This is a genomic window from Massilia sp. CFBP9012, from assembly GCF_034045115.1.
In the GTDB taxonomy this organism is placed as follows: Bacteria; Pseudomonadota; Gammaproteobacteria; order Burkholderiales; family Burkholderiaceae_D; genus Telluria.
On sequence record NZ_JAXCWM010000008.1, the window covers coordinates 77201 to 94426 of the forward strand.

Genomic DNA, 17226 nt, shown 5'->3' on the forward strand with positions numbered 1-17226 from the left:
CTCCTGAAGGAACGCCGGACTACAGGGTGCCGTGGAAGGTGCGGTTGATCACGTCGAACTGCTGCTCCCTGGTGAGCTTGATGAAGTTGACCGCATAGCCGGACACGCGGACGGTCAGCTGCGGGTATTTTTCCGGATGCGCCATCGCGTCGTGCAGCGTCTCGCGATTGAGCACATTGACGTTGATGTGAAAGCCGCCGCTGCCGAAATAAGCGTCCAGCGCATCGACACCGCGCCCGACCTGCTCGCCCTCGGTGCCCAGCGCCGCCGGCACCACCGACAAGGTGAGCGAGATACCGTCCTCGGCATCGTCGTAGGGAATCTTCGCCACCGACATCAGGGCGGCCATCACGCCGTGGGTATCGCGTCCGTTGGACGGATTGGCGCCCGGCGCGAACGGCTCGCCCTGTTTTCGCCCGTCCGGCGTGGCGCCGGTGCCCTTGCCATACACGACGTTCGAGGTGATGGTCAGCACCGACTGGGTGTGCACCGCATTGCGGTAGGTCGGATGGCTGCGGATCTTGTTCATCATCGTCGTCACCAGCATGGTCGCGATCGCATCCGCGCGTTCGTCGTTATTGCCATAGCAGGGGAACTCGCCTTTGACGTCGAAATCGACCGTCAGCCCGCGCTCGTCGCGGACCGGCCGCACCTCGGCATACCGGATGGCCGACAGGCTGTCGGCCGCGTGCGACAGGCCGGCGATGCCGCAGGCCAGCGTGCGCAGCACGTCGCGGTCGTGCAGCGCCATCTCGATCGCCTCGTAGCAGTACTTGTCGTGCATGTAGTGGATGACGTTGAGCGCGTTGACATAGGTCTCGGCCAGCCAGTCCAGCATCGGGTCGAGGTGGGCCATGACGTCGTCGTAGTCGAGCACCTCCGTCGCGATCGGGGCCAGCGCCGGCCCGATCTGCTCGCCGCTGAGCTCATCGCGGCCGCCATTCAGTGCGTACAGCAGGGTCTTGGGCAGGTTGACGCGGGCGCCGAAGAACTGCATCTGCTTGCCGAGCCGCATGGCCGACACGCAGCAGGCGATGGCGCAGTCGTCGCCCCATTTCGGGCGCATCAGGTCGTCGGACTCGTACTGGATCGCGCTGGTGTCGATCGAGGTCTTGATCGCAAAGCGCTTGAAGCCCTCGGGCAGGCGCGGCGACCAGAACACGGTCAGGTTCGGCTCCGGCGCGGGACCGAGGTTATACAGCGTCTGCAGCATCCGAAACGCCGTCTTCGTCACCAGGGTGCGGCCATCCTCGCCCATGCCGCCCAGGGTCTCGGTCACCCATACCGGGTCGCCCGAGAACAGCGCGTTGTATTCCGGCGCGCGCAGGAAACGCACGATGCGCCATTTGATGACCAGGTCGTCGACGATCTCCTGCGCGCCCTGCTCGGTGAGCGTGCCCTCGCGCAGGTCGCGCTCGAAATAGACGTCCAGGAAGCTCGACAGCCGTCCGACCGACATCGCCGCGCCGTTCTGCTGCTTGATCGCGCCCAGGTAGCCGAAATACGTCCACTGCACCGCTTCGCGCGCGTTGGCCGCCGGCGCCCCGATGTCGCAGCCGTAGCGCAGCGCCATCTCTTCCAGTTCTTCCAGCGAGCGGATCTGCTCCGACAGTTCCTCGCGCAGCCGGATTACCTCCTCGGTCGAATGACGATCGTCCAGTTCGGCCTTTTCACGGCGCTTGTCGGCGATCAGGAAATCGACGCCGTACAGCGCCACCCGGCGGTAGTCGCCGATGATGCGCCCGCGCCCATAGGCATCGGGCAGGCCGGTGACGATATGCGAGGACCGGGCCCGCCGGATCGCCGGCGTGTAGGCGTCGAACACGCCATCGTTATGGGTCTTGCGATATTTGCTGAAGATCTCGCCCAGCAGCGGGTCGGGCGTGTAGCCGTAGGCCTTCAGGCCGGCCTCGACCACCCGCCAGCCGCCGAACGGCATGATGGCGCGCTTGAGCGGCGCATCGGTCTGCAGGCCGACGACGATCTCGTTGTCCTTGTCGATATAGCCCGGGCCGTGCGCCAGGATGCTCGACGGGACCTGCGATACGTCGAGCACGCCCTTCTCGCGTTCCTCGGAGATCAGCGGCGCCAGCTTCTGCCACAGGGCCGTGGTGCGCGCGGTGGGGCCGGCCAGGAAGCCGCCGTCTCCCTCGTAGGGGGTGTAGTTGTGCTGGATGAAGTCGCGCAGATTGATGCGGTCCTGCCAGAGCCCGGGCAGGAACATGCGCCACGCTCCTGAGCTCGTCCTGTTCTGCAACTTGATGTCGACCTTGACGTCCATGGTGTCCTCCGTAGTCTGCGGGAGGGCGCGCGGAACAGGGGCAAGGTGGCGAGCGGTCCAACCCGGGAACAGCGTACGTCCCCGGTTTTTTCGGGTCCATCGGACCTTGGTCTTAGGGGCGAGCGCCAATAGCGGTTTGACATCGACCATCGATCTAATTGATAATAGTTCTCATTATCACGTAGATCGGAGCCGTTCGTGCAGTCACCGCAGACCTTGTCCACCAGCCGCCGTCCTCTCGCGGCCCTCGTCTCTCTCGCCCTGCTTCCCCTCATCGCGCAAGCCCAACAGACCGATACCGATGGCGCCGTGGTCGTCATCGCCGCCTCGCGCTCCAACGTCGAAGTGGACAAGGCGCCGCAGACGGTGGTCGTGATCCGCAAGGAAGATATCGCGCGCCAGCTGACCATCTCCACCAACACGTCCGACGTCCTGAGCAACCTGCTGCCTTCGTACACGCCCAGCCGCGGCAAGATGAACGGCTCCGGCGAGACGCTGCGCGGACGCACCCCGCTGATCCTGGTCGACGGCGTGCCGCAATCGAATCCAGTGCGCCCCACCGGGCGCGAGGCCCACACCATCGATTATTCGATGGTCGAGCGCATCGAGATCGTGCAGGGCCCGAACGCCATCAACGGCCTCGGCGCGACCGGCGGCACCATCAACATCATCACGCGCCGCCCTGCCCCGGGCAGCTTCAACCAGCACGTCGACGTGCAGGTGACGACACCTACCTCCGATGTGAACGGCGACCTGCTCGGCTACAAGACCACCTACCGCCTCGACGGCCGCAGCGACAAGCTCGAATACCTGTTCTCGGTCGGCTACGAGGACCAGGGGCTGTACCTGGACGGCGCCGGCCGTTCGATCGGGGTCGACGTGACCCAGGGCGACCTGATGGATTCGCGCAGCTACGACGTGCTGGCCAAGATCGGCTACCGGCCGGACGAACACCAGCGCCTGCAGTTCTCGGTCAACCGCTACCGGATCAAGTCGAAGGCCAGCTACCTCGGCGTGCCGGGCGACCGCGCGCGCGGCATTCCCTCCACGTCGGTCGAGGGCACGCCGCCCGGCACGCCGGCCTGGAACGATGTCTGGACCACCAGCGCCAGCTACACCCACACCAACCTGGCCGGCATGGAACTGTCGGCGATGGCCTACAGCCAGGAATTCGTCGGCCTGTTCGGCGCCGACAATTCGGCCACCTTCCAGGACGTGACAATCGCACCGCGCGGCACCTTGTACGACCAGTCGCGTTCGGTCGCCTCGAAATACGGCAGCAAGGTCGGCCTGACGAAAGAAGGCCTGCTCGATGGGCGCCTGAAGCTCACCGTCGGCTTCGACACGCTGGTCGACGAGGGCAAGCAGGACATGTACGGCACCGGGCGCACCTTCGTGCCCGAGTCAAAGTACAGCAACCTGTCGCTGTTCACCCAGGGCGAATTCAAGCTGCTCGATAAGCTGACGCTGCACGCCGGCGCGCGGCGCGAGAACGCCGACCTCGAAGTCGACAGTTATCGCACGCTGGCCGCCTACAACAACACCTTGGTCGAAGGCGGCAAGATCAAGTTCAACGAAACGCTGCTCAATGCGGGACTGGTGCTGGAGCCGCTCAAGGACGTCACCCTGTACGCCAATTATTCGGAAGGCTTCGGCCTGCCGGACATCGGCCGCACACTCCGTTCGATCAACACGCCGGGCCAGAGCATCGGCAGCCTGCGCAACCTCGAGCCGATCCTGACCGATGGCGTGGAAGCCGGCACCCGCGTGCGCAAGGGCGACTGGGAATTCGACGCCAGCTATTACCGTTCCGATTCAGACTTCGGCGCGCGCGTCGTCTCGGTCGGCGGCGTGTTCATGATGGCGCGCGAAAAGACGCGGCTCGAAGGCGTCGAGGCCAAGGTCGCGCACCGCTTCAATGCCGCCCACCGCGCCAGCCTCTCGTATGCGCGCACCAAGGGCCGCTACGACAGCAATAACGACGGCAGCCTGGATGCGAAGCTCGACGGCCTGAACGTCTCTCCGGACCGCGTGCTGGCCAGCTGGACCGCGAACTGGGGCGAGCGCCTGTCGTCGCTGGTGCAGGCCCAGCATGCGTTCTCGCAGGACTTCGACGATCCGGCCAAACGCTTCTCGGGCTACACCCTGGTCGACGCGGCCCTGACCTACAAGCTGCGCAAGGGCGACCTGCGCCTGGGCTTCGCCAACCTGCTCGACAAGGACTACATCACGTACTACTCGCAGAGCGCGCTGGTCGAGCCGGCCCGCTACTTCGCCGGCCGCGGCCGCACCGTGACCGTGGGTTATGCGCTCGGCTTCTGAGCGCGGTCTGCGGATCGTCGGCGCGGTGGTGGGCGGCTATCTGCTCACCGTGTTGACGGTGATCGCGGCCGGCGCCGTGCTGGCCCGCCTCGGCATGGCGCGCTCGGAGGCCGTTGCGCTGTCCTCGATGCTGGGCTTCGTGTTCTATCTCGCGCTGCTGGTCTGGGCGTTCAGCGTACGCCCCGCAGCGCGGCTGTGGATCGTGCTGGCAGCCGGGGTGGTCTTGACAGCTGCCGTCATCCACGTGCTTGACTAGGACGGCGCCATGGAAGACACCTTGCGCAAATCGATGGCCTGGCTCCACACCTGGGCCGGCGTCGTGCTGGGCAGCGTGCTGTTCGCCGTGTTCTGGATGGGCACCCTGAGCGTGTTCGATCGCGAGATCGACCGCTGGATGATGCCGACCACGCGGCTCGCGCCTGCAACCGCGCCGATCTCGCTCGACGCCGTCGCGCGCACCGTGCTGCCGGCCGTGCCCGCCGGCGCCAGCCAGTGGCGGGTCGACCTGCCGACCCAGCGCACCCCGGTGCTGCGCTTCACCTACAAGGCCGGGGATGACGAGCCTGCGCCGCGCCAGCTGGATCCGCAGCGGCTTGCATTCTTGCCTGAGCAAGGCACGCTGGGCGGCAGCGGCTTCTTTTTCCCCTTTCACTACGGCCTGCACCTGCAATGGAAAGAGGTCGGCAAGTGGATCGTCGGGGTGGCGGGCATGGCCATGCTGCTGTTGCTGGTCTCGGGCGTGATCGTCCACCGCAAGATTTTCGCGCAGTTCTTCACCTTCCGGCCGCGCAAATCCCTGCAGCGCAGCAGCCTGGACCTGCACAACCTGGTCGGCGTGCTGGGCCTGCCCTTCCACTTCATCATCACGTTGTCCGGCATGGTCATCTTCATGATGATTTATTTTCCCCAGGCGTACACCGGCGCCTACGGCGAAGGCAAGGCGGCCAAGGCCGCATTCTTCGCCGATGCCTATGGCAAGTACAGCCGGCCCAGGGCCAACGCGCCCGGCGCCCTGTCCTCGCTCGATGCGATGGCCGACACCGCGCGGCGCGAATGGGGCGACAGGCAGCCCGAATCCCAGCCATATTTCGTGCGGGTCTGGCACCCGGGCGACGCCAACAGCTACGTCGAACTGCGCCGCTCCTACGCGCGCGAGGTCACGATGAACGTGGACCAGCTCTTCTTCGACGCGGCCAGCGGCGAGGTGCTGCACCGCTTCCAGGCGGCGCCCGTGATGTCGGCCCAGCGCTTCATCTCGGGCATCCACTTCATTCAGTTCGAGCACTGGACGCTGCGCTGGCTGTACTTCCTGGCCGGGCTGGCAGGCTGCGTGCTGATCGCCACCGGCTTCCTGTTCTGGCTCGAGGCGCGCCGCGCGCGCCATGCCGCGAAGGGACTGGCCGGGGTGCGCGTGGTCGAAGGTCTCACTGTCGGCAGCGTCACCGGGATCGTGATCGCCACGCTCGCATTCATGGCCACCAACCGCTTGCTGCCGCCCGCACAGGGACTGGGCGGCGAAGCGCGCGCGGCGCTCGAGGTCTGGACGTTCTACCTGGTGTGGGTGGCCAGCTTCGGCCATGCGTGGTGGCGTGGCCGCGCGGCCTGGCGTGACCAGGCCTGGGGCATCTGCCTGCTGGCCGTGGTGTGCGTACTGCTCAATGCAGTCACCACCGGCGACCATCCGCTCCGGGCGCTCGCAAGCGGAAGCTGGGCGGTGGCGGGCGTGGACTTGCTGCTGCTGGCGCTGGCAGTGCTGGCGGCGTGGGGTGCACGCCGCCTGGCCGTCAAACCGGTTCAAGGCGCCGCACGCCAGGCCGGGGTGCGGGCATGACGGCGCTGCTGCTGGTCGCCGCCTGCCTGGCCAGCTATGGCGGCTTCGCCTGTCTGGCGCTGGCCATGCCGGAGCATTGGGAACAGTGGGGCGGCGGGTCGCCGCGCGCCGCCGCGTGGCGCTGGCTGCGTCCCGCCGGCCTGGGCCTGCTGGCGCTGGCCTATGGCCTGTGCGTCTGGCGCGACGGCATCGGCTTCGGCAGCCTCCTGTGGACGGTGCTGATCTCGGCGGCGGCGCTGGCGGTCGCCTTCACCCTCACATGGCGCGCGATGCGCTGACTTTCCCTCCTGCATCACTCCCCTGCCCCACAGCCACGCCGCCACGCCGCCATGCCGCCATGTTCCCACAATGCTCGAGGCTGAAACTAAGCACTTCGGAGCGGTAATCCACTCAACCGCTCTGCTCCGCTAATTTGTATTCCTGAAGCAATACCTCAGTCAATCAAATAGAAAGGCAGCTGCTTGGATGAACACATCAAATACGCGCAAGGCTTGCGGTCGGCGTTGGCACATGGCCGGGATAGCAAAACTCGTGGCGCTGAGCCTGATGCTTGGCGCCTGTGGCGGCAACTCCGGCCCGGGTCAAACGCCGGCACCCGGCGATGTCCCGCCAGGATTGGCGCGCTTCTACCACCAGAAGCTGACGTTCGGCCCCTGCGACAGCTACGCCGCCACGGAGGCGCAAGCCAAGCAATTCGCAGACAAGACCTTGACATGCGCCCGGCTCCAGGTGCCGCTCGACTATCGGAATCCGCAGGGAAGAACGGCGCAGATTGCATTGCTGCGGGTGGCGGCCAAGGGCGAGGCTGGCAACCGGATTGGCTCGATCCTGCTCAACCCGGGCGGCCCCGGCTTTTCCGGCATGGGCTACGCGGCGACGGTGGCGGATGCCCTGGCCGATAGTCCGATCACGCGACGGTTCGACCTGATCGGGTTCGACCCGCGCGGGGTCGGGGCGTCGACTCCGGCATTGGATTGTTTTACGGATGCCGAGCGCGAGGCCGACGTGACACTCTCCACGCTCAACTCCGGGGTCGACGACTACACCGAGGACGAGACGCGCCAGGTCTACAGCAAGTGCGCCGCGCGTTCTGGCGGCGCGGACGTGCTGGCCAACGTCGGCACCCGCGATGTGGTCCGCGACATGGACGTGCTGCGCGCCGTGCTCGGGGACGACAAGCTGACATTCGCCGGAGCCAGCTACGGCACGCGACTGGGCGCCGTGTATGCCGAAATGTTCCCTCAAAACGTGCGGGCACTGGTGCTCGACGGTGCAGTCGACCCACTGACCGGCACCGCCGCGCGCCGGCTGGTTCAGTTCGCAGGCTTTCAACGCGGCTTCGACAATATGGCGGCCTTCTGCGCCAGGTCGCCAGACTGTCCGCTCGGTACCGATCCCGGGCAAGCAACCGCCGCCTTCCAGCAGCTCTTGCAAGCGCTGATCGACGAACCGATCGTTACCGCGGACGGTCGCAAGCTGACCTACACTGCCGCACTCAACGGCCTGGTCCTGCCCCTGTACAGCGAGTCGGGCTGGCCAGCCGTCATCCAGAGCATCAGCGCACTGAAAGCCGGGCGCGGTGAACCGCTCATGCTCCTGCGTGACCTGGCCCAGGCGCGTCATGCCGATGGCAGCTACGGCAACGCCAACGAGGCGCAAATCGCGATCGAGTGTCTCGACGAAGAACGCCATACTCCCGAGGAGGAGAGCGCGATGAAGCGCGCGGTGTTCGAGGTTGCGCCCTTCCTGGCCACTGGCCGGCCGGTCCAGGCCCGGGATATCTGTGAGGCGTGGCCGGCAAAACCGACGCTTGGCTATCCCTATGCCGTCGATATCGAAGGACTTCCGAAAACACTGGTGGTGTCGGTCACCCGCGACCCGGCGACCCCGCACGAAGGGGGGATCAGCCTGGCCAGGACGCTTGGCGCCAGCCTGCTCACCGTCGAGGGCGAACAGCACGGCGTGGCCCTGATCGGCGGGAATGCGTGTGTCGATGAAATCGTCGCGGACTATCTCATCGACCTCGAGTCTCCCGCACCTGACAGCCGGTGCACCTTGCAGGACTGACGGGCTTGACGACCGTCGATGCGCACCGGGGTTCTTACAACGGGGCGCCGCCGGATCTTGCCAGCATGCGCTCGACGTAGCGCGCGATCAGGTCGATCTCCAGGTTGACCTGCGAACCGGCCTTCAGGTGCTTGAGGGTCGTGACCTCGATCGTGTGCGGGATCAGGTTGATCGAGAAGCGGCACACCTTGTTGGCGCCCGCGTCGAGGTCCTCGACCCGGTTGACGGTGAGCGACACGCCATTGACCACCACCGAGCCTTTATAGGCCAGGAACTTGGCCAGCTCCTGCGGCGCGTCGACGATCAGCTCGAACGATTCGCCGACCGGCTCGAAGCTGTGCACCACGCCCAGGCCATCGACGTGGCCCGAGACCAGGTGGCCACCCAGGCGCTCGGCCAGGGTCAGCGCCTTTTCCAGGTTCACTTCACCCTGGGCTTCCAGGCCCACCGTCTTGTTCAGGCTTTCGCGCGAGACGTCGACCGTGAAGGCCTTGTCGGTCTTCTCGACGACGGTCATGCAGGCGCCGTTGATGGCGATCGAGTCGCCCAGGGCGACGTCGGCCAGCGGCAGCGGGCCTGCATCGACGACCAGGCGCACGCCGGCGTCCAGGCCGCCCGCCAGCGGCGCGACGGAAGTGATGTTGCCGACGGCGGCGACGATTCCAGTAAACATATGATTCCTTCGTATTAGATCTAATTCAGTATCAGGCGGCCGGCTCGACGAAGCGGGCCAGGATGCGCAGGTCGTCGCCCACGCGCGCCACGTCGTGGAAGCGCAACTGGCGACGGTCCGCCAGGCGCTCGAGCGCGGGCAGGTCGAACATGCCCTGCCCCGGTCCGATGAGGCTCGGGGCCAGGTAGGCCAGCAGCTCGTCGACGCAGCCTTCGCGCACCATCGAGGCGTTCAGCTTGGAACCCGCCTCGACGTGCACTTCGTTAATCTCGCGCCGGCCCAGTTCGCGCATCAGCGCCGGCAGGTCGACCTTGGCGCGCGCGTTCGGCAGCATCAAGACCTCATGGCCGGCGGCTGTCAGGGCAGCGGCTTTTTCCGTGTTCTCGACGGCGGCCACGATCCAGCACGGTTCGCCCTGCAGGATGCGGGCGCCAAGGTCGATCTCGAGGCGGCTGTCGACGATCACGCGACGCGGCTGCAAGGGCGTGTCGACGCCGCGCACGGTCAACTGCGGATCATCGGCCTTGACGGTGCCGATGCCGGTCACGATCGCGCTGGCGCGCGCGCGCCACGCGTGGCCGTCGGCGCGCGCCGCCTCACCCGTGATCCACTGGCTTTCGCCACCGGCCAGCGCGGTGGCGCCATCCAGGCTGGCCGCCACCTTCAGGCGCACCCACGGCAGGCCACGCACCATGCGCGAGAAGAAGCCGACGTTCAGCTCTTGCGCCGCCTCGGCCAGCACGCCGGCCTTGACCTCGATGCCGGCGGCTTCGAGCTGGGCCAGGCCGCGGCCGGCCACCAGCGGATTCGGGTCGACCATGGCGGCCACCACCCGTCCCAGGCCGGCCTGCACCAGGGCGTCCGAACAGGGCGGCGTGCGGCCATGGTGACTGCACGGTTCCAGCGTGACGTAGGCGGTGGCGCCGCGCACGTCGTTGCCGCGCGCCGCGGCGTCGCGCAGCGCCTGGATTTCGGCGTGCGCCTGGCCGGCGGGCTGGGTGTGACCGGCGCCGATCACGATGCCGTCCTTGACGATCACGCACCCGATGCGCGGGTTCGGCGCGGTGATGTACATGCCACGCGCCGCCCAGTCCAGGGCCAGGGCCATGCCGTCGGTATCGTTCAGGATCAGTTCGCTATAGCTTGTCGGCATCTCTTTCCTTCAGGGCGGCGCCGCGGCGCCGTCGCACCCGTCGTCGCGGGCCGGATTGCACAGGCGCGCACGCCCGAGCATATTGATTTTAATACGGCGCACCTGCCCGCCATGGAATAGCGACAGCGTGCCAAGACGCGATGCGGCGCTGTTGGTATCGCTGCAGCTGCGTCCCGCGCCATTGTAGGCGATGTATTGCGGCGGCGCAGGGCTGGTGAAGGAATAGCTGACCTGCATGCCGTTCGGCAGAGGCGAGCGCACGGCCAGGATCTCGTCGCCCTCCCCCGGCCGGCGGTCGTCGTCGCGGTCGACGTAGACGGTCCAGCCGCGCGACCAGTCGCGACCCGCTTCGTCGTTGGGCGTGAGCTTGACCCGCTCGTTGCGTGCGATCGCCTGCGAACGGGTGAGCTGGATCGCGCCATGCAGGTCGCCCGAGGCGGTGCGCAGCTGCTGGCCGCGCACCAGCGCGTGCAGGTCGGGCGCGGCCACCGCCGCCGTCACCGCGACCATGCCCAGCACCACCACCAGCTCGGCCAGGGACAGGCCGGCGCAGCGATGCAGTCTCATTGCTGGCTTCATGGCCAACAGCGCGACGACGGACCGCTGGCCGCTTGCTGGCCGGTACTGTCGAGCGTCAGGACGCCGCAGTCGGGGTCGGCGAAACCGGCGTCGACATTGGCGGTGCCCGGCCGGGCGCGCAGCTCGATGCAGTGGGCGATCTCCTGGCCGGGGCAGGCATAACCGTCCAGCTCATGGGCGCTGGCGGCGGCGCTGCTGCCGGTCCAGGCCGGGAACTGGGCGGTGTCGGCGTCCTCCGTATCGATCGAAAACGCCAGATAGGAATGATGCAGCGCACGGTGTTGTTCCTGGCGCTGCATGAGGTCCAGCAGCGCCAGCTGGGCCTCGATGCGGCGCGCCTTCACCACCTGCTGCGCAAACGAGGGATAGACGAGCGCCGCCAGGATGGCGAGGATGGCCAGCACGGCCATCAGTTCGACCAGCGTGAACCCATTGCTGCCGCGTCTCATGGTCTGCCCTTCCCGGTCGGGTGGCCCGCCGCGCTGGCGGCAGAGGCTGGCATTGCGAACGCCTCACTCCAGTTTCCCAGCTCGCGCCAGCCGACGCGCCGACCGGGGGCGCCATCGGGCGGCTTGCGGTAATAGGCCTGCAGCGCGGCGTGGGTGCCGGGCATGCTGCCGGCGCCGCGCGCCGTGATCCGGTACAGCTGGCCGTCGGGTGTCGCCGGCATCAGCTCGATCAGGTAGCGCGGCGCCGCGAGTGGCAGTGCCCCCTCGCCGTCCGGCATGCTCAAGCCGGTAAAGCTGCCGAACAGGATGGCCGGACCGTCGTCGTTGGCCAGCAGTTCGGCTAGCTGGTCGGGATTGGCCGCGTGCGCACACAGGCCGCTGTATGGCCGCCCGCCACCGCAGCCGGCGACGAAGGCGTCCGCGCTGCCGCCGGCGATGGCGTTGGCCCGCGCCGAACCAGGCTCGGCGCCGCCTTCGATATCGCGCTCCGCATCCTGCAGCGCGGCGTCGGCCATCTGCAGCGCCAGCACGCGGTCGCGTTCGTGCGCTGCGGCGCGCGCACCCTGCAAGGCGCCGCGGGTGGACGCGATGCCGGTCATGAGCACCGCCAGCATCAGCACCAGCGCGGTCAGGAGCGCGATGCCTCCTTCTCGCTGCCGGAACGATGAGTCAAGGGTGCGCATGCGAAGTTCAATCCGGCGCCACCGGCAAGACGATGGTCGCGCCGTAGACCTTGCGCATGCGTGGTTCGCGGCCGTCGTCGAGCGCCGCGCCCGTCAGCCGCGTGCCGTGGTCGTTAGCGGAAAAGGCGGCGCCATGGTCTGGCCCGAACAAGTCGTAGACGATGCCGGCGTCGGCGCCCGGATTGAGGCGCGGACCGTGCAGCAGCAGCGCGACCCGCACCAGCGCCACCCGCTTCCAGTGCGTGCGCTTGCGCAAGTCGGCCGCGCGTTCGTCGGGCGTGGCGCCGGCCAGCACCAGCGCCGCATCGAGCGCGCCCAGCTCGGTCGCATTGACGTAGCGCTCCGGGACCCGGTCGCCGTCGGCATCCAGGCCGTACAACACCTGGAAGCCTTCGACGCCGCCCGCCACCGCATCCGACGACCAGCTGCTCGCGCCCCGGTACTTGCAACGCAACTCGGCATCGCCCTGGGCATTGCGCGCGACGTAGAAGATGCTCCAGCCTTCTTCGTCGCGGTGCACGGGAAAACCCGCACAATCGAGGGTGTCGCCATCGCCATTGGGCGCTGCGCCGCTGCCGGGAAAGCGCAGGGCCAGCACGTCGCTGCCATTGGCTTCATCGGGCAAGACCGCATCGATGCCGACGCCGGTGCGCTCCAGCGAACTGGCATCCAGGCCGGCCAGCCGCGCCGGCGCTGCCGCCGGCGCGGCCGCCGCCGGATCTGCGCCGGGATGCGCGGCCCAGTCGACGTGCGCCGCCAGGCGGATCGCACGCGCCAGCGCATCGACGGCATAGCGGCCGCTATCGTCCATCTCGGACGCTTCCATCACGGCGGCATGCGCGCGCACGCTGTTAATCAGCAGCGAGCCGCTGGCCAGCAGCACCGCCAGCCCGAGCGCCATCGCCACCATCAGTTCGGCGATGGTCAGGCCGGCCTGGCGCCCGAATGTGCTGAAGACCCTCATCGCGCCACCAGCAACACATAGCCCGGCCCGTCCTGTGTGCCATGCCAGCCGATCTTGATCGCCACCGGCGCAGTCGCTTCGCCGCTGCACGCCCATCGGTAGCGGCTGTGCGCCGCATCCCACGGCGCGCCGTCGCGGCAGACCGCGATACGGCCCGATGGAAAGCCCCGGTGCAGCGCCAGGCGCGTCTCGCGCAGATCGTAGGCGGCCAGCGCCAGCGGATCGCAGGCGCCCGCGCCGATGCATGGCGCGCCACCCGCGGGCGGGCCAGCATCGAGCGCCGTGTAATCGAGCGGAAAATAAGGGTTGGCGCCGTCCGGCAGGCTGGCCACGTGGGTGTTGGCCTGCATGCGTGCGGCCAATGAGGTGGCCAGCATCGCCGCTTCTGAACTCAGCGCTGCATGCTGGCGCGTGCGCTGCGCCGCCAGTTGGGCCGCACTGGCGCCGACCACGCCGACTGCGAGCACGAACATGGCCACCAGGATTTCGATCATGGTGAAACCGCCCGGGCGGCCGGGGAGATGCGCCTGCATGCCATCCTCCGCTAACGATGTGCGAGCAGAGAAGTTATCAGACAGGACTCAGGCGCCCATGCGTGGACGCAAGGATGCGCAGGGCGAAAAAAGGAACTTGGAAACGACGTCAGTTGTCGAGCTTGCGCTGGTGGCCGACTTCGGCCAGCGCCGCCTGGAAGGAATCCAGGTCTTCGAAATTCTTGTAGACGGAAGCGAAGCGGATATAGGCGATCTTGTCGAGGCGCTTGAGCTGCTCCATCACCAGCTCGCCCACATACACGCTGTCGACTTCGCGCCGGCCGCTGGTGAGCAGCTTTTCCTCGATCGAGGCGACGGCGCCATCGATCGCCTCGGCCGATACCGGGCGCTTGCGCAGCGCCAGCATCAGGCTGCCGCGCAGCTTGGAGGATGCAAATTCGGTGCGGCTGCCATTCTTCTTGACGATGATCGGCATCGACAGCTCGATGCGCTCATAGGTGGTGAAGCGCTTGTCACACTTGCCGCAGCGGCGCCGGCGCCGGATGGCATCCCCTTCCTCCGATACGCGGGTATCGAGGACTTGTGTTTCTTCATGCTGGCAAAAGGGACATTTCATGGGGCCGGGGCTGCAGTATTGCTGGATGATGCGACCGGACCGGCGAACCGGTCCGGGAGAATTGCAATTAACGCGCGTAGACCGGGTACTTGTCGGTCAGCTTCTTGACTTCGCCCTTGACGCGCTCGATGGTCGCGGCGTCGTGCGGGTTGTCCAGCACGTCGGCGATCAGGTTGCCCACGGTGACCGCGTCTTCTTCCTTGAAGCCGCGGGTGGTGAAGGCCGGGCTGCCCAGGCGGATGCCCGAGGTGACGAATGGCTTCTGCGGGTCGTTCGGGATGCCGTTCTTGTTGCAGGTCATGTGAGCCTGGCCCAGGATCGCTTCCGCTTCCTTGCCGGTGAGGCCCTTGGCGCGCAGGTCGACCAGCATCACGTGCGATTCGGTACGACCCGAAACGATACGCAGGCCACGTGCGATCAGGGTTTCAGCAAGTGCTTTCGCATTCTTGACGACCTGCTTCTGGTATTGCTTGAACTCCGGCGACAGCGCTTCCTTGAACGCGACGGCCTTACCGGCGATCACGTGCATCAGCGGGCCGCCCTGAATGCCAGGGAAGATCGCCGAGTTGATGGCCTTCTCGTGCTCGGCCTTCATCAGGATGATGCCGCCGCGCGGGCCGCGCAGCGATTTGTGGGTGGTCGAGGTGACGAAGTCGGCGAACGGCACCGGGTTCGGGTATTCACCAGCGGCGATCAGGCCGGCGTAGTGGGCCATGTCGACCATGAAGTAGGCGCCGACATCTTTGGCGACCTTGGCGATGCGCTCGAAATCGATACGCAGGGCGAACGCCGACGCGCCGGCGATGATCATCTTCGGCTTGTGCTCGTGGGCTTGCTTCTCAAGGGCTTCGTAGTCGATGTCTTCTTCTGGGGTCAGGCCGTACGAAACGACGTTGAACCATTTGCCGGACATGTTCAGCGACATGCCGTGGGTCAGGTGGCCGCCTTCGGCCAGCGACATGCCCATGATGGTGTCGCCCGGCTTGAGCATGGCGAAGAACACGCCCTGGTTGGCTTGCGAACCCGAGTTCGGCTGGACGTTGGCGGCTTCAGCGCCGAACAGTTCCTTCAGGCGGTCGATCGCCAACTGCTCGGCGACGTCGACGTATTCGCAGCCGCCGTAGTAGCGCTTGCCCGGATAGCCTTCGGCATATTTATTGGTCAGCTGCGAGCCCTGCGCTTCCATCACGGCAGGCGAGGTGTAGTTCTCGGAGGCGATCAGCTCGATGTGGTCTTGCTGGCGAACGTTTTCTTTTTGAATTGCATCCCACAGTTCCGGGTCGATATTGGCGAGCGTATGATCTTTGGCAAACATGTAAAACTCCAATCGATAGTAATCCAGGCAACTGGTGGCATAGGAAGGCGGGAGCCGGGGCGGGCCGTAGGCACGGGCGCAGGCAACCGCGGTCGAACGCGTACCGGTTGATGGCTGCCCAGGCGAACGGCGTATGGCGTCTCACGTTCCCCGGTGGGTGCCCACCTTTGCCGCGCCGTGCATCCGAATGGTGCGCACACGCGGTGTTTCGCCAGTTACGTGAGACGTAAGGACTCCAAATTGTACTGAACTCCCCATCGTAGGGCAAGGAAACCGCTGTGCCGGCCGAGAATGCGCGCCCCTCAGCGGACTGATGGTCGTTTCGGCTACAATTTTACGGTTCGGCAGTGCGCCTTGCCTCTCTCGCCTGTCACCCTGTTGCCATCCAAGGACCCATCATGAACGTCTTCATCACCGGCGCATCGGCCGGCTTCGGCGCCGAAATGGCGCGCACTTTCGTCTCCCACGGCCACCGCGTCGTCCTGGCCGCGCGCCGCACCGACCGCATCGCCGAGCTGGCGCGCGAACTGGGCGAGGCCGCCCTGGCCGTGACCCTGGACGTCACCAGCCGCGCCTCGATCGAGGCCGCCATCTCTAACCTGCCGCCCGAGTGGAAACAGATCGACGTGCTGGTGAACAATGCCGGCCTGGCCCTGAACACGGCGCCGGCCTACGAAGTGCCTTTGGCCGACTGGGACACCATGATCGCCACCAACTGCCAGGGCCTGGTGACCATGACCCGCGCCGTGCTGCCGGACATGGTGGCGCGCGGCAGCGGCCTGGTGATCAATATCGGCTCGGTGGCCGGCCACTATCCTTACCCGGGCGGCAATGTGTATGGGGCCACCAAAGCCTTCGTCGAGCAGTTCACGCTGAACCTGCGCGCCGACCTGGTCGGCACCGGCGTGCGCGCCACCAATATCGCGCCGGGCCTGTGCGGCGGCACCGAATTCTCGAACGTGCGCTTCAAGGGCGACGACGCGGCCGCGTCCAAGGTCTACGAGGGCACGCAACCGCTGACCGCGAAGGACATCGCCGACACCGCCTTCTGGATCGCGACGCTGCCGCCGCACGTCAATGTCAACAGCATCGAGCTCATGCCGACCTGCCAGGGATTCTCGCCGTTCGCAGTGCGCCGGGGCTAATCGGCTTGTATCTTCCCCGATAGCTGACCATGACGACCAATCCCATACCTATTATTTGTGAGAAAGTGTTACAGTGATTGGTCTTTTAACTACGTTTCAAGTCTACTACTGCTCAAAAGCACGACACCGTGCTATCAGTACGTAAAACTTTTCCGCTTTCAACGTACGTCAGCGTACATATTAAAGTGGAAAGTCGCGTAAAATATTTCCCGTTTTCATTAATTCGGCAACAAAGAATGCCTTCAGTGTATAACTGGCAAGTCAGGGTTTATTACGAAGATACCGACGCCGGAGGCATTGTCTATCATGCCAACTACCTGAAGTTCTTCGAGCGTGGCCGTACCGAGTTCCTGCGCGCGCTCGGGATCGAACAACAAGCACTGATCGACGCCGACCATACGGCCTTCGTCGTCAGGAGCATGACCCTCGATTACCGCTGGGCCGCCCGTCTCGACGATGAACTGAGCATCCGCACCAGCGTGGCAAAAGTGGGCGGCGCTTCAATTCAGTTTCTCCAGGAAGCATGGCGCGGCGAGGTGCTGCTCAATTCGGCCAACGTGAAAATCGGCTGTGTTGACGTAAGAACCACTCGCCCCCGCTCCCTGCCCGACGACGTGGCTGCTAAAATGCGTGCCGCCTGAAAAATCATATAAG

The 17226-nt window shown here is 66.3% G+C and carries 17 protein-coding genes and 1 riboswitch; of the genes, 7 read left to right on the top strand and 10 right to left on the bottom strand.

The features are described 5' to 3' along the window. Positions 1-19: 19 nt before the first annotated feature. Positions 20-2281: a formate C-acetyltransferase gene (pflB, locus tag SOM61_RS14675; protein WP_414674994.1), complete on the bottom strand. Its 2262-nt coding sequence runs from the start codon at positions 2279-2281 to the stop codon at positions 20-22. Positions 2282-2479: 198 nt separating this feature from the next. Here pflB and SOM61_RS14680 point away from each other — a divergent pair, with 198 nt between their 5' ends. From SOM61_RS14680 to SOM61_RS14700, 5 genes are all read left to right on the top strand, one after another. Next, on the top strand, positions 2480-4603 hold the full coding sequence (locus SOM61_RS14680; protein ID WP_320474766.1) for a TonB-dependent receptor: 2124 nt from the start codon (positions 2480-2482) through the stop codon (positions 4601-4603). After that, on the top strand, positions 4587-4859 hold the full coding sequence (locus SOM61_RS14685; RefSeq protein ID WP_320474767.1) for an iron uptake protein: 273 nt from the start codon (positions 4587-4589) through the stop codon (positions 4857-4859). The genes SOM61_RS14680 and SOM61_RS14685 overlap by 17 nt, the downstream gene beginning before the upstream one ends. Before the next feature lie 9 nt (positions 4860-4868). Next, the gene (locus tag SOM61_RS14690) at positions 4869-6434 is read left to right on the top strand and encodes a PepSY-associated TM helix domain-containing protein (protein ID WP_320474768.1); all 1566 of its coding nucleotides are present in this window, start codon (positions 4869-4871) and stop codon (positions 6432-6434) included. Then, the gene (locus tag SOM61_RS14695; protein WP_320474769.1) at positions 6431-6712 is read left to right on the top strand and encodes a DUF3325 domain-containing protein; all 282 of its coding nucleotides are present in this window, start codon (positions 6431-6433) and stop codon (positions 6710-6712) included. The genes SOM61_RS14690 and SOM61_RS14695 overlap by 4 nt, the downstream gene beginning before the upstream one ends. 253 nt (positions 6713-6965) lie before the next feature. Continuing rightward, entirely contained in the window at positions 6966-8501 is a 1536-nt protein-coding gene (locus SOM61_RS14700) for an alpha/beta hydrolase (RefSeq protein WP_320474770.1), read from the top strand. A gap of 34 nt (positions 8502-8535) precedes the next feature. Here SOM61_RS14700 and SOM61_RS14705 read toward each other — a convergent pair whose 3' ends face one another. The 9 genes from SOM61_RS14705 to glyA all read right to left on the bottom strand — a co-directional run bounded on the left by SOM61_RS14705 (position 8536) and on the right by glyA (position 15427). Continuing rightward, complete coding sequence (locus SOM61_RS14705; RefSeq protein WP_320474771.1) at positions 8536-9174, bottom strand: riboflavin synthase; 639 nt, start codon at positions 9172-9174, stop codon at positions 8536-8538. Between the two features lie 31 nt (positions 9175-9205). Next, a complete protein-coding gene (gene ribD, locus SOM61_RS14710; protein ID WP_320474772.1) occupies positions 9206-10327 on the bottom strand; it encodes a bifunctional diaminohydroxyphosphoribosylaminopyrimidine deaminase/5-amino-6-(5-phosphoribosylamino)uracil reductase RibD in 1122 nt (373 codons plus the stop codon). Positions 10328-10336: 9 nt separating this feature from the next. Beyond that, positions 10337-10894, bottom strand: coding sequence for a GspH/FimT family pseudopilin (locus tag SOM61_RS14715; RefSeq protein ID WP_320474773.1), 558 nt, complete (start codon positions 10892-10894; stop codon positions 10337-10339). Positions 10895-10902: 8 nt separating this feature from the next. Continuing rightward, positions 10903-11355, bottom strand: coding sequence for a type IV pilin protein (locus SOM61_RS14720; protein WP_320474774.1), 453 nt, complete (start codon positions 11353-11355; stop codon positions 10903-10905). Next, positions 11352-12038, bottom strand: coding sequence for a pilus assembly PilX family protein (locus SOM61_RS14725; RefSeq protein ID WP_320474775.1), 687 nt, complete (start codon positions 12036-12038; stop codon positions 11352-11354). The genes SOM61_RS14720 and SOM61_RS14725 overlap by 4 nt, the downstream gene beginning before the upstream one ends. A 7-nt stretch (positions 12039-12045) precedes the next feature. Then, positions 12046-13002, bottom strand: coding sequence for a PilW family protein (locus tag SOM61_RS14730; protein WP_320474776.1), 957 nt, complete (start codon positions 13000-13002; stop codon positions 12046-12048). After that, complete coding sequence (gene pilV, locus SOM61_RS14735) at positions 12999-13535, bottom strand: type IV pilus modification protein PilV (RefSeq protein ID WP_320474777.1); 537 nt, start codon at positions 13533-13535, stop codon at positions 12999-13001. Before pilV ends, SOM61_RS14730 begins: the two co-directional genes overlap by 4 nt. A 109-nt stretch (positions 13536-13644) precedes the next feature. Next, positions 13645-14112 (bottom strand): transcriptional regulator NrdR, encoded by a 468-nt coding sequence (gene nrdR, locus SOM61_RS14740; protein ID WP_123068688.1) that lies wholly within the window; start codon positions 14110-14112, stop codon positions 13645-13647. 67 nt (positions 14113-14179) lie between these two features. Continuing rightward, positions 14180-15427, bottom strand: a complete 1248-nt coding sequence (gene glyA / locus SOM61_RS14745) for a serine hydroxymethyltransferase (protein WP_320474778.1) — start codon at positions 15425-15427, stop codon at positions 14180-14182. Positions 15428-15536: 109 nt separating this feature from the next. Beyond that, a riboswitch (ZMP/ZTP riboswitch) is annotated at positions 15537-15656 on the bottom strand. 169 nt (positions 15657-15825) lie between these two features. On the opposite strand from glyA, the gene SOM61_RS14750 reads away from it, so the two are divergent. Next, positions 15826-16572 carry an SDR family oxidoreductase gene (locus tag SOM61_RS14750; RefSeq protein WP_320474779.1) on the top strand — a complete coding sequence of 249 codons (747 nt, stop codon included), beginning with the start codon at positions 15826-15828 and terminating at the stop codon, positions 16570-16572. A gap of 236 nt (positions 16573-16808) precedes the next feature. Further along, positions 16809-17213 (top strand): tol-pal system-associated acyl-CoA thioesterase, encoded by a 405-nt coding sequence (gene ybgC / locus SOM61_RS14755; protein WP_320474989.1) that lies wholly within the window; start codon positions 16809-16811, stop codon positions 17211-17213. The last annotated feature ends 13 nt before the right edge of the window (positions 17214-17226 follow it).